The organism is Fredinandcohnia onubensis, assembly GCF_002734285.1.
Classification (GTDB): Bacteria; Bacillota; Bacilli; order Bacillales; family Bacillaceae_L; genus Ferdinandcohnia; species Ferdinandcohnia onubensis_A.
Genome location: NZ_NSEA01000001.1, coordinates 57,671 through 82,590, shown reverse-complemented (window position 1 = coordinate 82,590; position 24,920 = coordinate 57,671). Strand labels below are relative to the sequence as shown.

20 protein-coding genes and 1 other annotated feature are annotated in these 24,920 nt (G+C 37.0%); of the genes, 5 read left to right on the top strand and 15 right to left on the bottom strand.

The genetic code is table 11. The features are described 5' to 3' along the window. Position 1 precedes the first annotated feature (1 nt). From hprK to proB, 7 genes are all read right to left on the bottom strand, one after another. The gene (gene hprK / locus CKJ95_RS00370; RefSeq protein WP_099351515.1) at positions 2–940 is read right to left on the bottom strand and encodes an HPr(Ser) kinase/phosphatase; all 939 of its coding nucleotides are present in this window, start codon (positions 938–940) and stop codon (positions 2–4) included. A 104-nt stretch (positions 941–1,044) separates the two neighbouring features. After that, positions 1,045–1,887 (bottom strand): sulfurtransferase, encoded by an 843-nt coding sequence (locus CKJ95_RS00365; protein WP_099351430.1) that lies wholly within the window; start codon positions 1,885–1,887, stop codon positions 1,045–1,047. Between the two features lie 22 nt (positions 1,888–1,909). Beyond that, on the bottom strand, positions 1,910–3,106 hold the full coding sequence (locus CKJ95_RS00360; protein ID WP_099351429.1) for a class I SAM-dependent rRNA methyltransferase: 1,197 nt from the start codon (positions 3,104–3,106) through the stop codon (positions 1,910–1,912). A gap of 113 nt (positions 3,107–3,219) precedes the next feature. Beyond that, the gene (locus CKJ95_RS00355) at positions 3,220–3,819 is read right to left on the bottom strand and encodes a hypothetical protein (RefSeq protein ID WP_099351428.1); all 600 of its coding nucleotides are present in this window, start codon (positions 3,817–3,819) and stop codon (positions 3,220–3,222) included. A 31-nt stretch (positions 3,820–3,850) separates the two neighbouring features. Beyond that, entirely contained in the window at positions 3,851–5,023 is a 1,173-nt protein-coding gene (locus CKJ95_RS00350) for a ParM/StbA family protein (RefSeq protein WP_099351427.1), read from the bottom strand. A gap of 369 nt (positions 5,024–5,392) precedes the next feature. Further along, positions 5,393–6,637, bottom strand: coding sequence for a glutamate-5-semialdehyde dehydrogenase (locus CKJ95_RS00345; protein ID WP_099351426.1), 1,245 nt, complete (start codon positions 6,635–6,637; stop codon positions 5,393–5,395). Beyond that, on the bottom strand, positions 6,630–7,757 hold the full coding sequence (gene proB, locus CKJ95_RS00340; RefSeq protein ID WP_099351425.1) for a glutamate 5-kinase: 1,128 nt from the start codon (positions 7,755–7,757) through the stop codon (positions 6,630–6,632). Before proB ends, CKJ95_RS00345 begins: the two co-directional genes overlap by 8 nt. A gap of 50 nt (positions 7,758–7,807) precedes the next feature. Beyond that, positions 7,808–8,028, bottom strand: a binding site (T-box leader). 289 nt (positions 8,029–8,317) lie between these two features. On the opposite strand from proB, the gene ahpC reads away from it, so the two are divergent. Beyond that, entirely contained in the window at positions 8,318–8,881 is a 564-nt protein-coding gene (ahpC, locus tag CKJ95_RS00335) for an alkyl hydroperoxide reductase subunit C (RefSeq protein ID WP_099351424.1), read from the top strand. A gap of 12 nt (positions 8,882–8,893) precedes the next feature. Beyond that, positions 8,894–10,474, top strand: a complete 1,581-nt coding sequence (ahpF, locus tag CKJ95_RS00330; protein WP_099351423.1) for an alkyl hydroperoxide reductase subunit F — start codon at positions 8,894–8,896, stop codon at positions 10,472–10,474. A gap of 59 nt (positions 10,475–10,533) precedes the next feature. On the opposite strand, the gene CKJ95_RS00325 is transcribed toward ahpF, so the two are convergent. Beyond that, complete coding sequence (locus CKJ95_RS00325; RefSeq protein WP_099351422.1) at positions 10,534–10,875, bottom strand: zinc ribbon domain-containing protein YjdM; 342 nt, start codon at positions 10,873–10,875, stop codon at positions 10,534–10,536. An 81-nt stretch (positions 10,876–10,956) separates the two neighbouring features. Beyond that, positions 10,957–12,435, bottom strand: coding sequence for a multicopper oxidase family protein (locus CKJ95_RS00320; protein WP_257215690.1), 1,479 nt, complete (start codon positions 12,433–12,435; stop codon positions 10,957–10,959). A gap of 260 nt (positions 12,436–12,695) precedes the next feature. Between CKJ95_RS00320 and CKJ95_RS00315 the strand changes: the two genes are divergently transcribed. Continuing rightward, positions 12,696–13,631, top strand: a complete 936-nt coding sequence (locus CKJ95_RS00315) for an EamA family transporter (RefSeq protein ID WP_099351421.1) — start codon at positions 12,696–12,698, stop codon at positions 13,629–13,631. 49 nt (positions 13,632–13,680) lie between these two features. On the opposite strand, the gene CKJ95_RS00310 is transcribed toward CKJ95_RS00315, so the two are convergent. The 6 genes from CKJ95_RS00310 to CKJ95_RS00285 all read right to left on the bottom strand — a co-directional run bounded on the left by CKJ95_RS00310 (position 13,681) and on the right by CKJ95_RS00285 (position 21,942). Next, the gene (locus CKJ95_RS00310; protein ID WP_099351420.1) at positions 13,681–14,931 is read right to left on the bottom strand and encodes a lactate racemase domain-containing protein; all 1,251 of its coding nucleotides are present in this window, start codon (positions 14,929–14,931) and stop codon (positions 13,681–13,683) included. A gap of 102 nt (positions 14,932–15,033) precedes the next feature. Continuing rightward, positions 15,034–16,038, bottom strand: coding sequence for a 4-hydroxythreonine-4-phosphate dehydrogenase PdxA (gene pdxA / locus CKJ95_RS00305; RefSeq protein ID WP_099351419.1), 1,005 nt, complete (start codon positions 16,036–16,038; stop codon positions 15,034–15,036). A 68-nt stretch (positions 16,039–16,106) separates the two neighbouring features. Beyond that, positions 16,107–17,414, bottom strand: a complete 1,308-nt coding sequence (locus CKJ95_RS00300) for a four-carbon acid sugar kinase family protein (protein WP_099351418.1) — start codon at positions 17,412–17,414, stop codon at positions 16,107–16,109. 273 nt (positions 17,415–17,687) lie between these two features. Then, complete coding sequence (locus CKJ95_RS00295; RefSeq protein ID WP_099351417.1) at positions 17,688–19,460, bottom strand: sigma-54-dependent Fis family transcriptional regulator; 1,773 nt, start codon at positions 19,458–19,460, stop codon at positions 17,688–17,690. 35 nt (positions 19,461–19,495) lie between these two features. Beyond that, a complete protein-coding gene (gene larE / locus CKJ95_RS00290) occupies positions 19,496–20,305 on the bottom strand; it encodes an ATP-dependent sacrificial sulfur transferase LarE (RefSeq protein WP_099351416.1) in 810 nt (269 codons plus the stop codon). Between the two features lie 260 nt (positions 20,306–20,565). Then, positions 20,566–21,942, bottom strand: coding sequence for a GntP family permease (locus CKJ95_RS00285; RefSeq protein ID WP_099351415.1), 1,377 nt, complete (start codon positions 21,940–21,942; stop codon positions 20,566–20,568). A gap of 814 nt (positions 21,943–22,756) precedes the next feature. Here CKJ95_RS00285 and CKJ95_RS00280 point away from each other — a divergent pair. After that, positions 22,757–23,635, top strand: a complete 879-nt coding sequence (locus tag CKJ95_RS00280; RefSeq protein WP_099351414.1) for a 3D domain-containing protein — start codon at positions 22,757–22,759, stop codon at positions 23,633–23,635. A gap of 252 nt (positions 23,636–23,887) precedes the next feature. Next, positions 23,888–24,733, top strand: coding sequence for a formate/nitrite transporter family protein (locus CKJ95_RS00275; protein WP_099351413.1), 846 nt, complete (start codon positions 23,888–23,890; stop codon positions 24,731–24,733). The last annotated feature ends 187 nt before the right edge of the window (positions 24,734–24,920 follow it).

Sequence of the window (24,920 nt, the reverse complement as noted above, 5' to 3'; positions counted from 1 at the left end):
TTTATTTATCGCCATTAGTGGTAGTTAATTCGTCATCAATTCTACTCATAAATTCCTCTGCCGCATTGTAACCTTGCTGCTTTAAATACCAGTTGTTTGCGGCTGCTTCAATTAGCCCCGCGACATCTCGCCCAGGCTGAAGCTGAATCTCAATCGAAGGTATTTTAACACCCATATATTCCATTGAGTTGATTTCTTGTTCTAGATCATTATACAAAGCATCCTTTTCCCATTTCGTCAAATGAATATCAAGGGAAATGCGGGTTTCATCCTGAAAAGCTTTTCGTCCATACATTCGAACCACATTTAATAACCCGATACTGCGTAGGGCTAAAAACTCCTTTGTTTTTTCATCATGTGTACCTAGAATCGTTTGTGGACTTAGCTTTTTTAAGACTACGATATCATCTGCTACAAGTCGATGTCCCCTGCGTATCAAAGTATGCGCAGTCTCACTTTTTCCTACACCAGAATTCCCACGAATCAGGATACCAATCCCAGACACGTTCATACAAACACCGTGTACAGCAATTTCTTCCGCTAATTCCTTAATTAAATAGGCATCCAATCTTACAATATAATCAGAAGTAATCTCAGGCTGATTTGTAACCAACAGCGGAATGCCTTGTTCCACACAATGCTGTTTTAAATAGGTTAACCCCTCTTCCCCACATGTTACGATAAAACAAGGAGGATGGTATTTAACAATATTCCCAATCCGAATTCTACGTTCTTCTTTTGTAAGTTTATGTAAATACGTAACTTCCTTTTCCCCTAAAATTTGTACCCGTTCTGTTGGAAAAAAGTCAAAGTGACCAACGAATTCCAATCCCGGTCGATGTACCCTGGGTTGCGCAATTGTATTCTCTAACTGGTCTTCACCAGCCAATACCTTCAATGAAAACTTACGGACCAAGTCATTCACGGTTATCCTTTTCACTGTACCCTCACCGTCCAAATAATGTTTAAGTGTATTATACTTTATTAAGGGTGTAAACGTCATCAGTATGTAAATGAAAAAGAGCCTCCCTTTAGGAAAGGCTCTTATCCCTCATTCCCTTTTGCAACCGGATTGTCCTCATAAGAAATCCAATCACTATAACTACCTGCATATAACCTGACATTCTTAAATCCTGCCATTTTCAAAGCAATATAATTGGGAGTAGCTGTTACACCTGACCCACAATAAACAATGATTGGTTCTTCTTTATTAATGTCTGCAAATCTCTTTTTCTGTTCTTCACTATCTTTAAAGGATCCTTGCTCCATACCATCTATCCAACATCTATTTATTGCGCGGGGAATATGTCCTGCGATTCGATCGATTGGTTCAATTTCCCCTTTATAACGGCTCTCATCTCTCGAATCTATTAAAATGGGAGAGTCTTTTTTCTGATCAACGATTTCCTTAACTTCTTCATAAGAAGCTAGCATGTCTTCACGTATATTTAAGTTAAATGAAGTTGATTCTAGTTCTGGTATTTCATTTGTTATAGGATAGCCCGCTTTAGTCCAACCTTTAAAGCCTTCGTTTAACACATAAACCTTCTCATGTCCAAGATAGGTTAGTAACCACCAAAAACGGGATGCAAACTGACCTTCACCCCCATCATAAGCAACAACTGTTTTTGAACGATCGATTCCAACCTTTTCAACTTCTAGCTTAAATTGCTCTATTTCTGGAAGTGGATGTCTTCCCCCATGCTCTGACACAGGAGCGGATAACTGCTTTTCTAAATCAAAATAAAAAGCACCCGGAACATGACTTTCCTGATAGAGACTTTCACCTTGGGTTGGATTTCCTAAAGCAAACCGGCAATCCACAATTTTTACATCCTTGTTATGTAATTGTTCAACAAGCCATTCTTTATTCACTACGACATCCATCTCATCGCCTCCATCTTCATTTCTAGCCATTTAGCTTTTTGATAAATACTACTTTTAGATAGTTACCTTCCTTAAACTGCGAAATTGTTTGAAAGTCCGAAGGTAATGTAAATTCCTCTTTAATTTCGTATTTGCAATTACTCTCCTTAAACGCCGCATCAATAAAGCTCTTAAATTTTTTCATATCAAAGGATGCACTATTTGTTGAAGCAACAATTATCCCATTATTCTCTGTAATTACAATTGCTTCCTTCAAAAGATTTTTATAGTCCTTTTCAGCACTAAATGTCATCTTTTTCGACCTTGCAAAACTAGGAGGATCAAGAATGACCATGTCAAACTTCAAGTTCTTTTTACCTGCGTATTTAAAATAATGAAAAACATCTTCAACTATAATATCATGGGCCTCATAATCAATTCCGTTTACACTAAACTGCTCAATCGTTTTCGGCAAACTACGATTCGCTAAATCCACACTAGTTGTCTTTGCAGCTCCACCCAGTGCTGCATACACAGAAAATGCCCCGGTATATGAAAAAGTATTTAATACAGTCTTCCCTTCTGCATACTTATCGCGAATTGTCCTTCTTACATCACGCTGATCAAGAAACACCCCAACCATGGCTTCTTCGTTAAAATAAACAGCAAAATTAACCCCGTTTTCTTTAACAATAATCGGAAACTGGCCACGTTCACCTTCTACAAACCCGTCTTCTTCAATAAATTTTCCGTCTTCACGAAATCGTTTTTTCTGATAAATTGCTTTATACTGGGCTAGATTTTTAAGAGAGGTTATCACATAATCGGAATATGTATAGATACCTTTACTATACCAATTGATTAAATAATACCCATCAAAATAATCAATGGTGAAGCCCCCAATTCCGTCTCCTTCTCCATTAAATACACGGAAGGCATTTGTTTCCTTGTCATTAAAAAATGACTTTCTTTTCTCTAAGGCGGCTTTTATCTTCCTTTCAAAAAAGGACTGATCAATCTTTTCATCCTTGTTTCTCGTTAGGATCCAGCCAAATCCTTTGTTTTGCTTGCCGTAATAGCCCTTCCCAATAAATGTATTTCTTTCATCAACAAGGTTAATTAGAGCTCCCTCTTCTAAATGGCTTGTATTATTCATCACTTGCTTTGTAACAAGAGGATACCCTCCTTTATACTTATTAGCGAGTTTTGAATTAACTTGTATATTCAATTCCGTTTCCATGTTCTCCATCCTTATCCTTAGGTTTTCTTTCTACCTATGATACAGTTCTCTTCGTTCAATTAAAAGAGACAGTACCACGCTACCATATAGTAACGAGTACTGTCCCTTCATTTTTACTTATTCATTGCAGAAAGAAAATCCCCTAAAAGGCTGTCTAAATCAGCATTCTCCGCATCAATATCTTCTTTTGGTTCATCTTGCTTGGCAGCTTCCCAGTTAAAATTATCTAAGTCATCCTCAAAGTTGTCAGCATCTTCAGCTACCGCGACTTCGTCAACCGATTGTAGATGGCCTTTCTCAGCGATAGGCTTAACCTTATGTTCCTCCACGGATAATTCCTCTTGGAGATACAGGGCTTCATCTAAATCTACAGATTTGCTATTTAACGAAGCTAGTAGAGCAGTAGCACGAACCGGGTCAGATAATAGGTGGTAAATAATACTTCCTAGCAATGCCTCCGAATGCTCATGCTTAAGCCAATTCCGCTGAGATTTACTTAGTTTATGAGGGAGTGGAACGGTTATCACTTCCCGTTCCCTTGAATAGGTCTGGCCGACTCCCTGCATGACAAACTCAGCGATTTTACTAGAAAAATTCCTTCGCTCTGTTTCCTTCAGTTTTTGTAGATGCTTTAATAAATGATCAGGTGTATCAGATGGTACTCGAAACGAAATCGCTTGGCCCCTCTTTACCTCTGGTGAGGTTTTGTTCATAGGATCACCTTATCTTATTTTTTTGAAAAACTTATTTTTTTACTGGCTCTTGTGGTACCTTTTGCTTCTCATTTTTTCTTATAAAGTCAGTAATAAGTTTATAATAGGCGTTTGCCATCATCCAAATACTTTCTTTTTCATCTTCAAAGAATTCAATATTATAACCGTCAAGGTTGTTATTTAATGTTTTAATATAATCTTTTAACACATTTGACCCACCACCGACGAAATAGCAGATTTCCGTTTGAGAGTTTTTCAGCCAAACATTGCGAAGTAATCGATATTGCTTTTTCGCCAATTCAAGCAAGATACGGTCCGTAATGTCATGAACGCTTGTCCGACTACCTTTTACCATAATATGATTTCGGTTGTTTTTTCTTGTAATAATATCAACCACATCTCGGCGGCTATCTAACTCTATTCCGTGCTTAGAGCGAATTTCTTCTCTAATTGCTTCTAATGATTCGGATACCCCAAGATTAAAGCCTTGGGCCTTATCATCATCGACAGTTCGGTTACGAATCACCGCAATATCCGTAGAAAGACCACCAATATCCTGAATTAAAATCCGCTTATCAATTAGATCCTTATTGATTACTTTCAGATTATTATCCATTACAAGATTAATATAAGCGGCAAAACCTTCTGGATAGATTTTGACTTCATTGAATTTAATGTTGACCTTTAATCCCTGATATCTTGGTGTTACAAGAAATTCCACTTGATGAACAGATCCTGTTAACTTTGAACGATATCCTGCATCTTTTCCTTCTTTAACTTCTCGAAGTGGTAATCCTGTTCCTAGCGTGTAATTTGCATCAATTACATTTTTTGACCTTGGAAAGGAAGATGTGTTACCCTCCCGAACCGCATCCAATGCCAAAGTAGCAAAAAGCATAATTAATGTCTGATCCTCTTCTGATTTGCTACTACCTGGGTCCAGCTCAGATGCACTGTTACTCTTGGTTGCTAAATGCCCTACACGATAAATGACGTTATTCTCTTTTAGGGCAGGGGAGTGAACCTTGATATGGATTCCTTCCAACGGATCCTTACTATTTAATTCTTCTATTCCAATTACCGGACGGTCCTCGGTGTCTCTAGCAATAATATTAGGTATATTTAATTCGTACTCTAGTTCTCCGAAGATCGCCTTAATAGAGTCATTTCCAACATCAACTGCTGCAATTCTGGACATAGTCATTCAAACATCATCCCTTTTCAATTTAGTTATATTTGTTGCTATGTACGTCTGTTGAACTTTTTTACCTAATAAAAGCGTATAAGAGATTACTAGATTCCACAATGATTCTCAGCAAAAAGAAACAAAACTGTAAACCTGTAAACACTTTGTAAACATGTCGTTTTTTGTATACATTTCTGTAAACATTGAATACAAACTCGCCTACATGTTGTTATGACGGGATGTATACAGATTTGTAAACATGTAAACGCATTTGTATACACCTTGTTTACTTTTTGTGTACGTGTAAACAAACTTGTAAACAACAAGAAAATAAAAAAAGATGCTCCCAAAATTATTGGGAACATCCCCTATAATCGTATTCAATTTTTACTTAATTTGCCCGTTACCTCGAATTGTATATTTTGTGGAGGTTAATGCCTGTAGTCCCATTGGTCCACGAGCATGTAGTTTTTGAGTACTAATTCCAATTTCTGCACCAAATCCAAATTCAAATCCATCTGTGAACCTGGTTGATGCATTATGGTAGACAGCTGCTGCATCCACTTCTGTAAAAAATTTCTCTACATTTTCAACGCTCGATGAGATAATGGCTTCGGAATGCTTTGTTCCATATTGATTAATATGGGTAATGGCCTCTTCTACACCCTCAACCACTTTCACGGCAATTTCTAGCCCTAAAAATTCCGTACCCCAGTCTTCCAAGCGCGCAGGAATAATTTCCTGTCCTACATTTTGGACCGTTTTATCCCCATGTATTTGAACATCTTTTTCCTGCATGGCTGTTATCAACTCTTGTAAATGCTTAGATGCCCAATCCTTTTGGACAAGAACATTTTCAATCGCATTACATACCGATGGACGTTGTGTTTTCGCGTTAATTGCAATCTCAATCGCCATTTTTGGATCAGCTGTTTCATCTATATACACATGACAATTTCCTGCTCCTGTTTCTAATACAGGAACTGTCGAATTTTGTACAACTGTCTGAATTAACTTCGCACCACCACGTGGAATCAACACATCTAGATACTCATTTAACTTGAACATTTCCGATGCAGTTTCTCGGCTTGTATCCTCTACTAGTTGAACAGCCTCGACTGGTAGATTACTTAACTCAAGTGCATGCTGGATAACCTTCACAAGGGCTTTATTTGAATGGATCGCTGTAGAGCTACCACGAAGGAGTACTGCATTTCCCGTTTTTAAACATAAACTTGATGCATCAACCGTCACATTTGGTCTTGCCTCATAAATCATTCCGATTACCCCTAGAGGAACTCGAACTTGTGCAATCTGAAGGCCATTTGGACGCTCCCACTCCTCTATTAATTGTCCAATTGGATCCTCTAGCTTCGTTAATTGAACAAGGGCATCTGCCATATCTTGAATCCGCTTTTCATTTAACTTTAAACGGTCAAGTAAAGACTCACTCATTCCATTTTCTTTTCCTGCTTGTAAATCCTTGTTGTTTTCTTCCAAAATAAAGGTTTGTTCTTTGATAAGTTGCTCAGAAATTGTCGAAAGAGCCTTGTTCTTTTGTTCTGTGGTTGCCTTTGCTAAAAGTGATGCTGCCGATTTTGCCTTTTTCCCTTTTAGAATTAACTCACTCATACTTAACTCTCCTCTCTTTTTGACTTACCCAATTATCTCTATGAATGACAACACGTTGATCACTGTTTACCTTAACCATTGCCTTAGTGCTCGATAATCCTTTAATTTCTAATAATTGATCAGAAGAAAAATTCACTTTTCCTTTACCGATTATATCTCCTTTAAGGTTTACGACCTCAACAACATCATTGATTCTAAAATTACCGATAATGTTTGTGACACCTGCAGGTAGTAGACTTTTACCGTGCCTTAAAATAGCGGCTGCAGCACCCTGATCGACTTCAATTTTCCCACTTGGAATTGAGTGTAAGGCTAACCACTGCTTTGACGTATTCATACTAGGTCGTGAGGAGTCTCCAATATACGTTCCATCCCCTTTTCCTGCAAGGATATCGACAAATTTTTCGTCTCCAGAACCATATCCAATAAACACTTTTACTCCTAAACCAACTGCTGTCCTTGCTGCCTCAATTTTTGACTTCATTCCTCCAGTGCCAACCTTTGATCCCGCTCCAGAAGCTCCACTTACTAATTCATCGTTAATCTCATTGAGGAAGTTGTACCTCTTTGCATTTGGATGTGTTCGTGGGTTTTGATCATAGATGCCATTGACATCTGTAATGATAATTAAAAAGTTAGCATGTACAAGGCCACTTACTAATGCCGATAACATGTCATTATCTCCAAAGTTTAATTCTTCTAATGATACGGAATCATTCTCATTAATAATCGGTACAACATTCCGTTTTAGAAGTTCCGATAGAGTAGCATTGGCATTGTTGTACTGATCCTTGTATAAAAAATTTTGTCTTGTTAATAGTAATTGCGCGGCAACAATACCATGCTTTTTAAATTCTTCCGTATACCCTCTTAGTAGAAGTCCTTGGCCCACTGCTGCAGCTGCTTGCTTGCCAGCGACAGTTTTAGGGCGGGAAGAATAGCCAAGGTCCATAAATCCAGCTGCAACAGCCCCAGATGAAATGAGTATGACTTCATGCCCAAGTTCTTTTAAACGAGCTATCGCATCCACATGTTCTCTAAGCTTATCGTTACTAAGGCCACCATTTTGATTTGTTAAAGAACTGCTCCCTATTTTGACAACAATTCGCTTCTTCTTCATTTCATTCACCACCCATTAAATTGTATAAAAAAAGGCCCTTTCATCCCTATAAAAAGGACGAAAAGACCATGTCTTTCGTGGTACCACCTTTATTGATACTAGAATCGCTCTTAGTATCCACTCGAAACCTTTAACGCAGGCAACGGTTAGGTTTTCCTAACAGTTCAAGGGACAGGTTCAATAGCATTGCAGGTTATAAAATCTTTCAGCCCATGGATTTTACTCTCTTTTACCTGAGAACTACTTACTAGTTCCCTCTCATCACTTCTTATTATTAAATTAGTCCGTAAATAACTTTTAAATTATAGATTAGGAATATTATGAATCAAATTTACACTTGTGTCAATGAAAGTCAGCATTAATCAAGAATTACCATTTATAAAGGTACCCTTAAATACAAAACCTATTAATTGATATTTGAATATAATTGTCATAGCATTTTAATTGACATAAATAATAACATCTATATAATAATTATTATAAACAAGTATTAATTATAGATTTATTAGTCAATAATGCTAATAATCTATATTAAATATAATTAATTGGAGGAATTTATTATGTCACTTATTGGAAAACAAGTAGAACCATTCACATTACAAGCTTATAGAAATGGTGATTTCATCGAGGTTACTGAGGAAGACTTAAAAGGTCATTGGAGTATTGTTTGCTTCTACCCTGCTGACTTCACTTTCGTATGTCCTACTGAATTAGAAGATTTACAAGAGCAATACCCAGCATTACAAGATCTTGGTGTTGAAGTATTCTCTGCTTCTAGAGATTCTCATTTCACTCACAAAGCATGGCATGATTCTTCAGAAGCAATTGGTAAAATTACTTATACTATGATCGGTGACCCTGCTCACGTACTTTCTCGTCAATTTGATGTATTAGTTGAAGAACTTGGACAAGCTGACCGTGGTACTTTCATCATTGATCCAGATGGTGTAATCCAAGCTGTTGAAATCAATGCAGACGGTATTGGCCGTGATGCAAGCACACTTATTAACAAAATTAAAGCTGCACAATATGTACGTAACAACCCTGGTGAGGTTTGCCCTGCTAAGTGGAAAGAAGGAGAAGCAACACTTAAGCCAAGCCTTGACCTAGTAGGAAAAATCTAAGGAGTGCTATAAATGATACTAGATGCTGATATAAAGCAACAATTAGCTCAATATCTTCAACTTTTAGAAAGTGATGTGCTACTCAAAGTTAGCGTGGGTTCTGATAGTGTCTCAAAAGATATGCAGGCTCTTGTTGATGAGTTGGCAGAGATGTCTTCTAAAATTAAGGTTGAGTATGTTCAGTTAGAAAGAACACCAAGCTTTAGCATCAATCGTATCGGCGAGGATTCTGGTATTACATTCGCTGGAATCCCACTTGGACATGAATTTACTTCATTTGTGTTGGCTCTTTTACAAGTAAGTGGAAGAGCTCCGAAGATTGATCAGAAGCTAATTGACCAAATAAAAGCTATTAAAGGTGAATACCACTTTGAAACTTATGTAAGCTTAAGTTGCCACAACTGCCCTGATGTTGTACAAGCTCTTAACGTGATGAGTGTTCTCAACCCTGGCATCACACATACAATGATTGATGGTGCTGCTTTCAAGGAAGAAGTTGAAAGTAAGGATATCATGGCTGTTCCAACTGCTTACCTAAATGGAGAAGTTTTCGGTAATGGTCGTATGTCACTAGAAGAAATTCTTTCAAAAGTTGGCAGCGCACCTGATGCATCAGAATTTGCAGAGAAAGATCCATTTGATGTTCTTGTTGTCGGAGGCGGACCAGCAGGTAGCAGTGCAGCAGTCTATGCAGCACGTAAAGGTATTCGCACAGGTATTGTTGCTGAACGCTTTGGTGGCCAGATTATGGATACACTTGGCATTGAGAACTTTATCAGTGTTAAGTACACAGAAGGTCCTAAGCTTGCAGCAAGTCTCGAAGAACATGTTAAAGAATATAATGTTGATATAATGAACCTACAGCGTGCGAAACGCATTGAAAAGAAAGACTTTGTTGAAATTGAACTAGAAAACGGTGCTGTGTTAAAAAGTAAAACCGTGATTCTTTCAACTGGTGCTCGTTGGCGTAATGTTAATGTACCAGGTGAAGCAGAGTTCAAAAACAAAGGCGTAGCATACTGTCCACATTGTGATGGTCCATTGTTTGCTGGCAAAGACGTAGCCGTTATTGGTGGCGGTAACTCTGGTGTTGAAGCTGCAATTGATCTTGCAGGTATTGTAAAGCATGTAACAGTTATTGAATTTAATTCAGAGCTAAAAGCTGATACAGTGCTTCAAGACCGTCTTTTCAGTCTTCCAAACGTAACGGTAATTAAGAATGCACAAACAAAAGAAATTACGGGTACTGACAAAGTAAACGGTATTACTTATGTTGACCGTGATTCTGGTGAAGAAAAACACATTGAATTACAGGGTGTATTTGTTCAAATTGGTCTTGTACCAAATACAGATTGGCTTGGTGACACAATCGAACGCAATCGAATGGGTGAGATTGTTGTTGATAACCACGGTGCAACAAATATCCCTGGTGTATTTGCTGCTGGTGACTGTACAAACAGCCCTTATAAGCAAATCATCATTTCAATGGGATCAGGTGCAACTGCATCATTAAGTGCATTTGACTACCTAATTCGAAACAATTGGGATACAACTACAGATGATTCTAGTCAAAAGAATCTCGTTCATCAATAATCCTTTTCAATAGTAAAAGTCGCTATCAACCTAACTGGTTAATAGCGACTTTTTTACTTTTATATCTTCTTAACAAATTCAGATTTTAATTTCATCGCACCAAATCCATCAATTTTACAATCGATATCATGGTCTCCTTCAACTAAGCGAATGTTTTTTACCTTTGTGCCTTGTTTAAGTACAGAAGAGCTCCCTTTTACCTTCAAATCTTTAATAACAGTAACAGTATCTCCATCAACCAATACATTCCCATTTGCATCCTTGATGACTCTATCGCCTCCATTGTTTTCCTCTTCTTGATTCAATGGCCACTCATAAGCACATTCTGGGCATACTAGTAATGCTCCATCCTCATACGTATATTCTGAATTACATTTTGGACAATTTGGCAAATTACTCATTTTTCCTCCTATAAAGTTTAATATTTGATATTACATATCTTGATTATATCCTTAAAAAACAGATTATGTTTTTCTATCTATTTAATGATGACCCTGATGTTCCCCGTTCGTACCATTATTAGGAAGTGTTGTTGGCACCTGCGATTCAGTACCGGGTTCTACTAATAAGAATTGGCCCATCATGCCGTCATCTTCATGTCGCAATAAATGGCAGTGATACATCAATGGGAAATTAGGGTCAGCGTAATTTCCAAATTCAACAACAATTCTCACCTTTGAACCATTTGGAATAAAAACAGTATCTTTTCTTCCTCGCTCATACTCTGAAGGTGGCTTATCATTTATGTCTAGGACTCGAAATGCGGCATTATGAATATGAAAATTATGTGACCATCCAAAGTTGTTGATCTCCCATATTTCTGTTGCTCCTGCTGGAACAACCTCGTCAATACGATACATATCCATTAACTTGTCATTTATCTTATTCTCCATTGTTAGTTTGAATTGACGAACTCTAGCATCTTTTGGTGCCTCAATTGGTGGTACGCTTGAAAGTTGCCCAGAAACTGGGTCTGACTCTTTTAATTCAGTGGCTGCAACTATCTTTAACAAATCGAATTCACCATTATCTATACCGTTATTTCCGCTAAAGCTATGGAGAATCGTCTCCTCACCTGGCTCAAATTCTACAACAATTTCTGCACGTTCACCTGGACTTAGCATAAATCGTTCCAGGGTTACTGGCTCTTGAAGGAGGCCAGCATCGTTGCCTACAAGTTTGAAAGCTCTCCCATTGGTAAAGCCAAAATTATAGGCTCTTGCATTCGAACCATTGAGCAACCGAAAACGGACCTGACTCGTTTTAACTTCAAGATAGGGGTCATACGTCCCATTCACAAGTATTTCATCACCAAGTGTACCAAATACACCCTCTTCATCCTCTGTTAATTGTCCCTCATTCGTAAACAATTTATCTTGTATAATGAGTGGAATATCATCTACCCCATATTCAGAAGGAAGTTTTTTTGAATCCTCATCATCGATGATAAACATGCCTGCAAGTCCTTTATATACATGCTGGGCTGTTTTCCCATGTAAGTGAGGATGGTACCATGTGGTTGCTGATGGTTGATCAATTGTCCAATGGGGAGTCCAAGTTTCTCCAACATCCACCATTTGGTGTGGACCTCCATCCATTATGGCTGGTAATCTCATACCATGCCAGTGTAGAGTTGATGGTTCGTTCAAACTATTTACAACATTAAAAGAAACCTTGTCCCCACGAGAAGCCCTAATCGTTGGACCTAAATAGGAACCATTGATCCCCCAAGTTTCCGTAATCTTACCTGGTAACAATTCTGTCTCTCCCGTTTGCATGGTCAATGTAAAGTTTTTTGTACCGTCAGCCTCGATTATAGGCTCTACAAGTGGTGGAAGTTTTAATGGTTGCTCAAAGTCTAGCTTTCCCACATTTGTGACAATATCTTCTTTACCACAACCTGCTAAACTAATCATAAGTAACATACTAAAAAGTGCGAAAAATCTATTATATGGTCTCAATTTCTCCCCTAACTTTCTCTCTTACCCATATGGTAGTTTAATATATACCTTGTTTCTAGCCTATTTTACTATCGTTTTTTCTTTATCCATGATGAATCATGGTTTTGTCATAAAATCGACACATTTATTCCCCGTATTTTTTAATTCATCAAACGAACCCTAGCTTTTTATCAAGATAATGGAAGCCTCTATTAGGCATCTATTTTCCCCTTTTATGATACAATAGTTTAATAGTATTTAGCTTCATGGAGGTTTCATAAATGAAAGTAAATAAGGGCATATTGTTTGTATTATTGGGTGCTGGATGTTTTGGCTTTACACCGGTTTTTGCTAAATTGGGGTTTAGCTACGGCTATTCACTAGGCCAAATCAATATTGTTCAAATGCTGATTTCCTCGTTTTTATTATGGTCTATCACTCTAATTAAACGACCTAGCTTTAAAGGACTGACGAAGAAAAATCTTCCTCTAATCATGATAACTGGATGCTTTACCGGATTAACTAGTATTTTTTATTATGGGGCAATGCAATATCTACCTGCTTCATTGGCCATTATTTTAATGTTTCAATTCGTTTGGATTGGTATTATATTAGAATGGATTTTCAGCAAAGTGAAACCCGCTCCTATCACAGTTTTGTCCATTTTTTTAATATTAATTGGCGTCTTTTTTGCTTCCAATATAATAAATGGCGACATCCAAGGGCTACCTCTTAAAGGTTTCCTCTTTGGTATTTTATCTGCATTTACTTATGCAGGATTTATTTTTTTTAGTGGAAAAGTTGCTGTAGATGTAGACCCATTGGCTCGTACTTCATTAATGGCAACCGGGTCAACCATTTTAATACTAATCATATTCGTGCGCGACATTCCATCTATTTTTCCATTAGAGACAAACTTAGTAGCAACAGCCGTTGGTGTATCTTTATTTGGTGCAGTCTTTCCTCCACTATTTTTCGCGGTGGGAGCACCATTGGTATCTGGCGGAATTGCCAATATCCTAACATCAATCGAATTACCAATCGCTATCTTATCAGCTAGTATCATTTTGTCTGAAACGGTCACACCCCTTCAATGGGTTGGAACAGCCATTATATTAGCAGCGATTGCGTTGAATGAACTTGGTGGTAAACTATTTAGAGTTCGAAAGCATAATAAAGAGGTTTTATATATCGATAAAAACAAACAGCCCCTCTAGCAGGAGCTGTTTGTTTTTTCAATATAAAGTCTAGATCTTCAAAGGCCTGTTACATAGGTAAGAAATAACCGTTTTCGTCAAACTTCATTTCATGTAGGTCCTCTAGTACTTCTATGTTTTCTTTATCTTTTAGTTCATTAAAAATAACTTCCGATACATATAGTTCTCCGATATGAAGTGTATTTGGAATCCTAGCAATTCTAGCCTTTTCCGGTGATACACCCCAATTTGCACGGAGTGCCGCTTTTAGAGCTTCTTGGTCATTATCAAGAATAATTGGGATACTTGCTCGAGCTAAAAATGTACTTGTAATTACATTTTCATTCATTGCCTGATAATCAATTTTTTCAAATAAGCGCTTTGTAGTTAAGTCAGCTAAGCCAATTCCCAACGCATTGCCATGGCTCGCCTCACTTAAATCTGAAGCAATGACATATTTAATGCTTGGCTTTTGGGGCTCTTTAACTCCGAGCACCCGGATACGCCCAATAATATTGGTATCCATTCCTGTCCCACTATAGTTTTTCCCAATCTCGTCAACGACTAAGATATCCATATTTTCGACTGGAAGGCTTGGCATTAACGCAAATGCCTCTTTTAATAATTCTCTTTCACGCTCTTCAACTCGATCATTTTCAATAGCCTCGATGATGGCTGTTTCTTCATGAGCGTTTTCAACGATAGCTATACCAAATAAAGTATTTGAATTGGCGATAGCCACTTTGCCGACCTCAGGCATCATTTCGCTAATTCCTTTAATACCATGTGTATGTAAAGCTAAAGCTTGTTTATGTTTCCCCATTCCAATTGACGCCATTTTCAAAACGCCACTCTCAACCTTATTTTTAAAATCAGTATGTGGCTTAACGCGACCCATAACGATAATTCCATCTGCTTGATAAGCATTCTTATCAATGTAAACTGGGACTCCATCAGAAGTTTTACCCACTTCAACAACATCCATCGATGAACGTATTTCACACCCAGTTGACTCCTCAGTGACACCTAATCCCTCTAGGACTTCGATTTGTCCTTCAGCAGTAGCTCCACCATGACTTCCCATTGCTGGGATTATAAATGGAGACGCTCCTCTTTTTTTAATTTCATCTGCAACACTTTTAACGATTAATGGAATATTGGCGATTCCTCTACTTCCCACGGTTATCGCAATCTCCATACCTGGTTTAATTTTTTCATCCGCATTGACATGAAGAAATTGCTCTACAATCGCTCCTGGGATATCTTTTATACTTTCCGTTTGGAATTTCTGACGTATCTTTGCAACCTTTGGTAAAGTCATGATCCTTGTCTCCTTTACAGAAATACTACTTATTGATAAAAAATGATTTGTATACAAAGTCAGCAAGAGATCTGTTTGACCTCTTGCTTGATATTCTTCAGATTATGCTTTTTTCTTTGGAGCTAGTTCAACTGCCATACGTAGCGCTTCTTTTAATGATTGCTCGTCCGCAATATTTTTACCAGCAATATCAAATGCCGTTCCATGGTCAACACTTGTACGAATGGTTGGAAGACCTACTGTAATATTAACTCCAGCCTCTAGACCTAACACTTTAATTGGACCATGACCTTGATCGTGATATTGTGCAACAACAATATCAAAGTCCCCACGTCTTGCTCTAAAGAATAATGTATCTGCTGGAAGTGGTCCTTGAACATTTATTCCTTCTGCTTGCGCTTTTTCAATAGCCGGAACGATTTTTTCTTCTTCCTCACCATGACCAAAAAGCCCATTCTCACCAGCATGTGGGTTAATTCCACAAACAGCGATTCGAGGAGATTCAATTCCTGCCTTTTGTAATGTCTCATGTGCAAGTTTGATAACTGTATATTGACGTTCAGCATTAATCTTATGAATCGCATCAAGAAGTCCAATATGTGTTGTCACATGAATGACTCTTAACGCTGGGGCAGAGAGCATCATTGCAAAATCCTTTGTATTTGTTAATTCTGCTAAAATCTCTGTATGGCCCGGATAAATATGGCCTGCTTTATGAAGTGCTTCTTTATTTAGTGGCGCTGTACAAATCCCTTGAATTTTGCCTTCATTCGCGTATTGAATAGATCTTTCTAAATAACGGAAAGCTGCATTTCCAGCTTCTGGTGAAACTTGTCCCCATGGTAAATCTTCAGAAACTAAATCAAGATCGATAATATCAATTATGCCATATTGAGACTTTGCTTCTTCTGGATTGGTAATGCTATTTAATTCAAGATCGATATTTGTTACATTTAAAGCTCTTTTTAAAATTTTTAAGTCGCCTACAACAAATGGACTGCAGTTATCATAAATGTTTTTATCATTCAAAGATTTCACAATAATTTCAGGTCCGACACCAGATGGATCTCCCATTGTAATCGCGATACTTGGTTTATAGCTAGTCATATCTAATTCCTCCTGTAAATATCTCTAATTTAACATGCAAAAATCAGTCATAATTTCTATATAAGTACTCATTGAGTACGTGTACTTAATTCAGTAACCTTTTGAAGAGCCTTAGAAAGTGCTTGTTCAGTTCCAAACGCACCTGCTTTGGTGACAAGTGGAATGCCATCATATAATCCTCCAAAGAGTTTGCCATACGGTATACCAGGCTCTACTTCGCCAATGACTCGAATCCCTTCACCTTGTAACTCTTTACATGTAGCACCTGCAATATCTCCACCTGTTAGAACGGCACCGCAAATTTTCTTGCTTTCGATTAATTGACCAGCAATTTCTCCCATTGATTGGGCAATTGTATTTCCAACATCGAAGTTTGATAAACCAAGTTCACGTTGTAAATCCTTTACTTTCCCAATTACTTCTTGGTCTCGGTTCGTCGTTACTACTAAGTCGCCTTTATCTAGCAATGCTTTACTTTCTTTCACAATACGGTCAATTTCAAGTTTTCTCCTATCCTCAAAAAAGAATTCTTCAGGAGAAATAACAATTTCTGCTACATTATTTTTTTCTTTAAGGACCTGAATTTGTTGCTGAGTAATAGAATTTACACTACCCGCAACCACTAATACAGGATCTCGGTCACAAACCTTAGTTGTATTTATAACCTCTTCCTGGGTTTCTTCGAAGAAGATGTGTGAAGCGATTCCTGCGGATCCCACCCAGAGATATTTCTCTTGTAAAGCTTGTGCTGCTTTAACGATGATTTCAAGTTCCTCATCCGTCGTTGCATCGATAATGGCGATTTTCGAAGTATCACTCAAGGATAATTCCTTCATTATATTAGATAAGTGGTCGATTCCTTTTCTAACATGAGAGATTGTAATTAGCTCAACATCTCTCTTACTTTGTTTCTGTACCAATTTTGGCAGATAACTTTCATTTACTGGACTGGCAGGGTCTTTCGCCATTTCAGCTTTCTCTAATAAAACTCCGTTTACAAAATGTTGTCCATTAATAGTCGCGCGATTACTTTTTGGAAAAGCTGGTACTACAAATGAAATCTTATAGTCAAAAGCATCCATTACTGCATCAATTTCTGGACCAATATTTCCTCTCATCGTTGAATCTATCTTCTTGAAAACATTAGAAACACCTAATTGCTTCAATTGTGACGAAAGATCAAAAACGATGTTGTAAGACTTACCGGCCTCTATTGCTCGACTGTCTGAATTTAAAACAATGACATCTTCAGTAAGATGTGACGGTTGTAATTGTGTATATGAAAATAGCACTGTTGTGTTTAAACCCTGTTTTGCAAATTGAACTCCCGTGTCGTTTGCACCCGTTAAATCATCTGCGATTACCGCTAGTTTCACCTACATCCCGCCCCCTTTACTACTTAGTTTGTATAATTTAGCTTTTTTTATTTTGTTTCGAAACAAGCGTCACACTACATGTAGTGTTTCAACTCTTTTTTTTGAAGTACCTTATATCTTTTTCGTGTGGCATTTTTAAACAACGATCTAAAAACGCTTACACTTATCATAAAACAATATGTTGCATTTAGCAATAGATTAAATGATATTTATTCGCATTTTTAAAATATGTTGCATTTTACATCAACCCAAAACAAAAGAAAGGCACAAGCTTTATTTTAGCTTGCGCCATAATGTGGAACGGTTAATCCCTAATCGCTTAGCTGCTTTCGATTGGTTCAACCCTTCTTCTTCTAATACTTTTCTGATCACTTGTTTTTCTATATCTTCTAATGTGCCTGTTATATCAATCTGTACGAATAGATCATCTTTCTTTTCCTTAAGGTCTATTCGTTCCAATAGTGCCTTAACTTCTTCTTTTTCAATATAATAAGTATGAGATTGTAAAAATAATTGTTCAATTACTTGTTTAAGTTGTTCTATATTTCCCGGCCAATCGTATTTTATAATCTCTTCCATGGCTTCCTGACGAATCCCTATGATTCCATTTCCATACTTCGGGTGTAATTCTGTAATAAATAGATGGACTAAATCCTCGATATCTTCCCTACGTTCCCGTATTGGTGGGATATGGATTGTTAGTTGTGCCAAAGCATTATATAGCTCTTGATGGAAAGAACCACTTTTCAGCTTATCGTCCATATTATCATCGGCAGACGCGATCCATTTTAGCTTTTTACCATTTCCATTTGTATAAACTTGATAGAGTTCCTTTTGGACATATGGATTTAATTTATGGATGTTTCGTAAAAAAATAACACCATCTGATAACGTAAGAAAAAAGCCTTCATTTATTTCTTTAAGTTGTTCCGCGGTTAATTGTTCGCAATTTAAAATAATAAATGGCTCACTTTGTGACCTTCTATTTTGGTAAATCGATTGAGCTGCTACTGATTTTCCATTTCCCTGTTCGCCTGAAATCCAGACAGCATCATCCTTTTTACTGTATTGCTCAATTTTCTTCAAGACATTTTGAATCTGTTCGCTTTTTCCTGAAAAAGGAGAGAAAGTTGAATCTGGGGTGTGAATTTCAATTGCATTACCGTTCATCCCTTCTCCTTGGTTAGCAGATTCGTTAGGAAGATTATTCTCTATAAATAAAACAATATGATCTTCTTTTGAACAAGCTGTGATTTTCCAAAACGAATCATTTATGTGTATTGTTTTTGAAATCTTTTGACCTGTAATGACTATTTCTTGTATTAAATTTCTTATCGTATCTGAGTTCTTTACCTTCACCCAATTAAAATCTTGGTTGAAGCGTTCATTACTGTAAACGACCTCTTCATCTTTGTTAAGAACTCCAATTGCTTGCTCGCTAAAACTGAGAATCGTTTTAAAAAAAGAAACGTCCTGTTGTAATTGCGAAAAGACATTGTAGGTTCTTCTAGTTTCTTCTAATGCGTCAAAAATAGCCTCTTTACCTGACGTAATTAGAACCCCGGTCAAACCTAACTCCTTTGCAACTTGGACCGTAACCACATCACCTATGACCACTTCATAATCTTGATCTTTTAGATTCGTTAACATTTCTTTTACTTCTATTTCTTTTGTAATCGTTAATGTTTTAATATCAAAATCCAGGAGTTTACATATTGTACCGGCACCCTGTGTAATATTGGAGAAGCCTACAATTGCAGCTTTTCGCGAAAATCCTTTAACCATAGTTAAAATACGTAACACATCATAGCCAGATACTTGAATATCAATCACCGGAATAGAGACAGCCTCCTGAATTAATGAAGCTGTCCCCCCACGACTTATAATGACATGGTAACCGTTCTTTTCAGCCTCTTTCGCAATGGCTACTCCTTCATGCAAGTTCCCTAGTTCAATCTGAAACTCAATATCATGAACATCTTGTGTGACTTCTTTCATCATTTCATATAATCCCTCATAAGGGACAATTGCCAATGCCTTAATCATTTCCCCATCACCCTTGACTTGATTTAACCATCCATTTATTCGTTACTTTTAGCTAACACCTTGTTCATGCTTCCGCTTACGTACCCTTGTAGGTCAAGAGTGACATATTTATAACCGAATAACTGAAGATTTTCGATAATTTCTTGATGATTGGTTAAGATGCGCTCCATGTCTTGAGGCTCTACCTCAATTCTAGCAATATCTTCATGCGTCCGAACACGCACTTGTTTAATGCCTAACCCTTTAATGTATTCCTCTGATTTTTCAACTTTTGTTAGCTTTTCCTGCGTTATCTTTTCACCATAAGCAATTCTTGATGATAAACATGCAAACGAAGGCTTTTCCCAAGTTGGTAAATCCAATTGCTTTGAAAGATCACGTATTTCTTCCTTATATAGATTCGCTTCTTGAAGTGGACCTCGTACACCATGTTCTTTGGCCGCACGAACGCCAGGGCGGTGTTCACTCATATCATCTGCAATTAAACCATATACAACGTTCTTAAATCCTTTTTCACGCATGATCGGAACGATTTCCTCGAATAACCCATTTTTACAAAAATAACACCGGTTCCTGTCATTTTCCGCATAACCTGGAATACTCAGCTCAGAAGTTTCAATAACTTGATGTGTTGCACCGATCTCTTTAGCAAGCCTCTTCGCTTCCTCTAATTCACTGGATGGATATGTTTCAGAATCAGCCGTAACCGCTAAAACTTTCTCTGCTCCCAAAACATCAATGGCTACTTTTAATAAAAATGTACTATCTACTCCACCAGAAAAAGCAACCACCACATTTTCCATCTCTTTCAATATTTCCTTAAGTTGTTCATACTTATCTCGCATTCTTTATTCCACCTATATCAATAATTTAGTAGTAAACAAGTGATACTTAATAGATTATAGTGTTTAGGATCTAATTATCTTTGCATTTTGCAACACTTTTAATTATAAGCGATTTATAACCAAAGTAAAAGAATTTACTAAAGCGATTTCATTAATGGCATAAATTGCATGGGCAATCCAATATAATTCCTCGTCTGTGTATATAGTAAAGAAAAAGAGCCCTGTAATTGAGCTCTTTTTCGGTTCTTTACTTTATGAACTTAGATAAACATGTTAGCAATTAAAATAAGAATTAATCCTGTGAACCACATAAGAGTCGTTGGGATTGACCAAACCATGATTTGCTCTTTTACATTTTTAATACCAAGCATACGGTTTACTACCCAGAAGAAGCTATCATTAAAGTATGAGAAAATAAGTGATCCTAATGCAGCAGCTTGAGCAGCAAGTGCCATGTTCACATCTAATTGAGCTAAAATTGGCGCTGAGATGGACGCTGCAGTTATCATCGCTACTGTTCCACTACCTTGAACTAAACGAACCATACTAGCTACAAAGAAAGGAATTAGAACTGCTGGTAGCGGTAGGTCTGCTATTTGTTGAGCAATGTAATCCCCTGTACCACTTGTACGCAATACGTTTCCTAGCGCACCACCTGCACCTGTTACTAGTAAGATAATACCAGCATCTTGAATACCTTTTTCCATTTCTTCAAGCGTTGTATTACGGCCTAGTTTTCCTGCTAATGCATAAATAGCTGTGATTAAACCAAGTGCAACCGCTATGATTGGTGTACCTAAGAAAGTAAAGATTCCATAAATACCTTCTGTTAATTCTAAAGCTGATAATGTTGTATTGATAAAAATAAGGATAATCGGAATTAAGATTGGTAAGAACGATCTTGCAAATGATGGAAGTTCTTTTGATCTTTCATTTACAATTTCCAATAACTCTGGGTAAGTCATTTCTTTTTCAGGTCTAACATATCCAGATTCTGATTCATCACTTGGAAGTTGATAAATCTTCTTACCAAGCCATTTCGCATATAAAACTCCTACAATGATAAGAGGAATACCAAAAGCTAGACCTAATCCAATCATAAGACCGATGTCTACTCCAAAAATTCCAGCAACCCCTAGTGGACCCGGTGTTGGAGGTACAATCGAATGTGTAATAACAAGTCCAGCTGCTAAAGAAACACCAATAGCTATAACTGACTTTCCTGTTTTTCTTGAAAGAGTTTTTACTAATGGGTTTAAAATAACAAAGGCTGAGTCAACAAAAATTGGGATAGAAATGATATAACCAGCTATTGCCATTGCCCACTCTTCTTTTTTCTTACCAACAAATTTAATTAATGAATAGGCTAATGTTTCGGCAGCACCTGTTATTTCAAGAATACGGCCCATCATAACACCTAATCCAATTACAATACCTACTGAAGCTAATGTACTCCCGAATCCTGCTGAGATAGCTCCAGCAACTTCACCAGGAACCATTCCTCCAACAAGTCCAGCGATTGAAGCTCCTATTATGAGTGCTAGAAATGCGTGAATTTTTGTTTTTAATACAAGTAAGATTAATACGATTACCCCGAGTATAAGCCCGGAAACCATTTGGATGCCTGACGGTTCCATTTAATTATTTCCCCCTTAATTTGAAGAGTGTTTTTATTTGAATTGAAATAATGGATGAGATACCAGCTTTCATTTTTGTAAAGGTCTGTTAGAACATACCGATTATTACCGCTTACTATATTTCTCATTTTCAAGTATACGGTTACATTTTTTTACATCGGCACAAATAGGACTATTACACTTGAGCTAATCAATAGATGATCTTGTAAATAAAACTTTCTATATAAGGAACAATGATTTCAATAATATTGTGTACAATTCACTAGCATTTACTATCCATCCCCAAGAAGGAACTGCAAGTGCTTACATATGGACGATAAAAATAAGTGGCATAAACCACTAGAGTAATAGTCCTATATATAGGTAAAATTGCAACACATTTATTAAAGTTTTATCTAAAGAAAATTGACCAACCAAGAAATGTTGCGTATCGCATCACTACTTGTTCTTTATCAGATTCTATACTGTTCTAACAGTCTTGTCAAGTAGACAATAATCGACATTTTGTTTATTTTTACAACAATATACTCATTTCACTTACAAACTTCTCTATATTAGTAGAATAAGCTGTTCTTCACTGTTAAATTTTACTATATATCATATTAACCGGTACTTGTTTCCTATACTAAAATAATAGAAGAATTCCTTACAATCTGGATAAACCAAATATTTCAACCACTAGTACGCTAGAAATATTCTTGCAATATAATTGCCACAGATGAAACCAAATTAACACCTCCCTGTTCTTTTTCTACAGAATATCTATGATACGATTATTGAAAATTAGCAACTAAAGAATATGGAGGGTAAAAAAATGCTTAAAAAAATGGTAGCAATCTTAACAGGTACTGTACTCTCAGTAACAGTAAGTGCTAATGTACAAGCTTCAATGATTACAGTACAAAAAGGAGATACCCTTTGGGATCTATCACGTGCACAAAATACATCAGTTAAAAATACTAAAATGTTGAATAACCTTTCGACAGACCTTATTCACCCTGGCGATGAACTATTTATTGCACCAGAAAAACAATATACGGTTAAGAAAGGCGACACTTTATGGGACATCGCCATTGATCATCAGGTAAAAGTTTCGCAAATAAAAGAATGGAACCAATTACATAGTGATCTTATCCATCCTGGGTTAAATCTAGTACTCTTTGAAGGTGCAAGAACAGTTGCAACAGCTGTTGCAGATAAACCGGTACAGTCAGTTGAAGAAACAACAAAAGAAACTACAAGCATAGTTACATCTGATAAAGACACAAATAAGAGCACTCCTGTTTCACCTGCAGCGACTACAGAAAAGCCAAAAGAAAGTGCACCTGTAGCACCCGCTCCTGAAAAACCAAAAGAAAGCTCAGCAACAAAACAAGCAGCATCAACGAGTAGTAGTACAAGTCAGAAGGAAATAACCGTAACAGCTACAGCTTACACCGCTACATGTGAAGGATGCTCAGGTATTACATCTACTGGTATTAACCTATTGGAAAATCCAGATGCAAAGGTGATTTCAGTTGACCCATCTGTCATTCCACTTGGTAGCAAAGTTCATGTAGAAGGCTATGGCGAAGCAATTGCCGGAGACACTGGTGGAGCGATTAAAGGAAACAAGATTGATATCTTTATTCCTTCCAAACAAGATGCAATTAATTATGGTGTCCAACAAGTAAAGGTAACGATTTTAGACTGATAAAAATCTATGAATCTCAGTTTTATCACACAAGGCCCTGCAAAACATATAAATTTATGTTTTGCAGGGCCTTTCTTATTATACATGCTCACTTTTTCACTAACCTCCAGCATATACAATATTCCCTCCGTGTTTACCATATTTAGCATGCATATAGTTAAATGTAAGTTTTTGTAAATAATCATTGCGTTGCTAAAATCCTACTCAGTACAATAAAAGAGCTACATACAAAAGTAAATGGAGGCAATGACCTTGGATTATGTTAAACCAACTCAGTTAATAGAGGATGTTGCACATGCAGGTGCCTATAAATCCACCCTAAAAATAAGTGACATTTTGATTAAAGGGATACTTTCAGGAGCCTTTCTCGGCTTTGCAACAACACTCGCCTTTACTGCCACAATCGAAACGAACCTAAGTATTGTTGGAGCTTTTGTCTTTCCAGTTGGATTTGTACTCGTATTATTATTAAGTCTTGAGCTTGTGACAGGTAATTTCGCGATGCTCACGCTTGCTAGAATTAGAGATCTTACCGCAAGCAAAAATGTCATCTATAACTTTTTCTGGGCTTTTCTCGGAAATCTATTAGGAAGTCTATTATATGGCGTTTTATTTTATATAGTTACTACAAAACTCGGGCATATCACTCAAGGAGCCATGATTGATAAGATGATAGCTGTCGCAGAGGGAAAGACCCTTACATATAAAAGCATTGGTGGAGATGGTTTTATCGTTGTTATAACAAAAGCCATCTTATGCAATTGGATGGTAACATTAGGAGCCTTTATGGCATTCGTTTCTAGTTCAACCATTGGAAAAATTGCTGCCATGTGGTTACCGGTCTTTTTATTTTTCGCCCAAGGTTTTGAGCATGCTGTTGTAAATATGTTTGTTATTCCAACAGCGATTCTCATGGGTGCTGATATTACACTAGGTGATTGGTGGGTATGGAACCAAATTCCCGTTACAATTGGTAACTTTATTGGAGGATTTGTCTTTACAGCCCTAGCACTTCACTTAGTAAATAAGAAGAAAGTAACAAAGCCCGAAAACGTAGTCGTTAATTACCCTCCTGCCCTAAAAGGTAAAGAAATGTAGCAATTCTACATCCCTATTGGAAATTCATTGAAAGACATAAGGAAGGCCCCTTCTCGGATAGAAGGGGTTAATTTTATATCTTAAAATAATATCAATAACCTGTTTCTTTTCTCTATTGATTTAGCAACAATACTAGATTCATTTATTCTAAAATAACTGTTATAATAAGAAAATTATAGAAAAATAG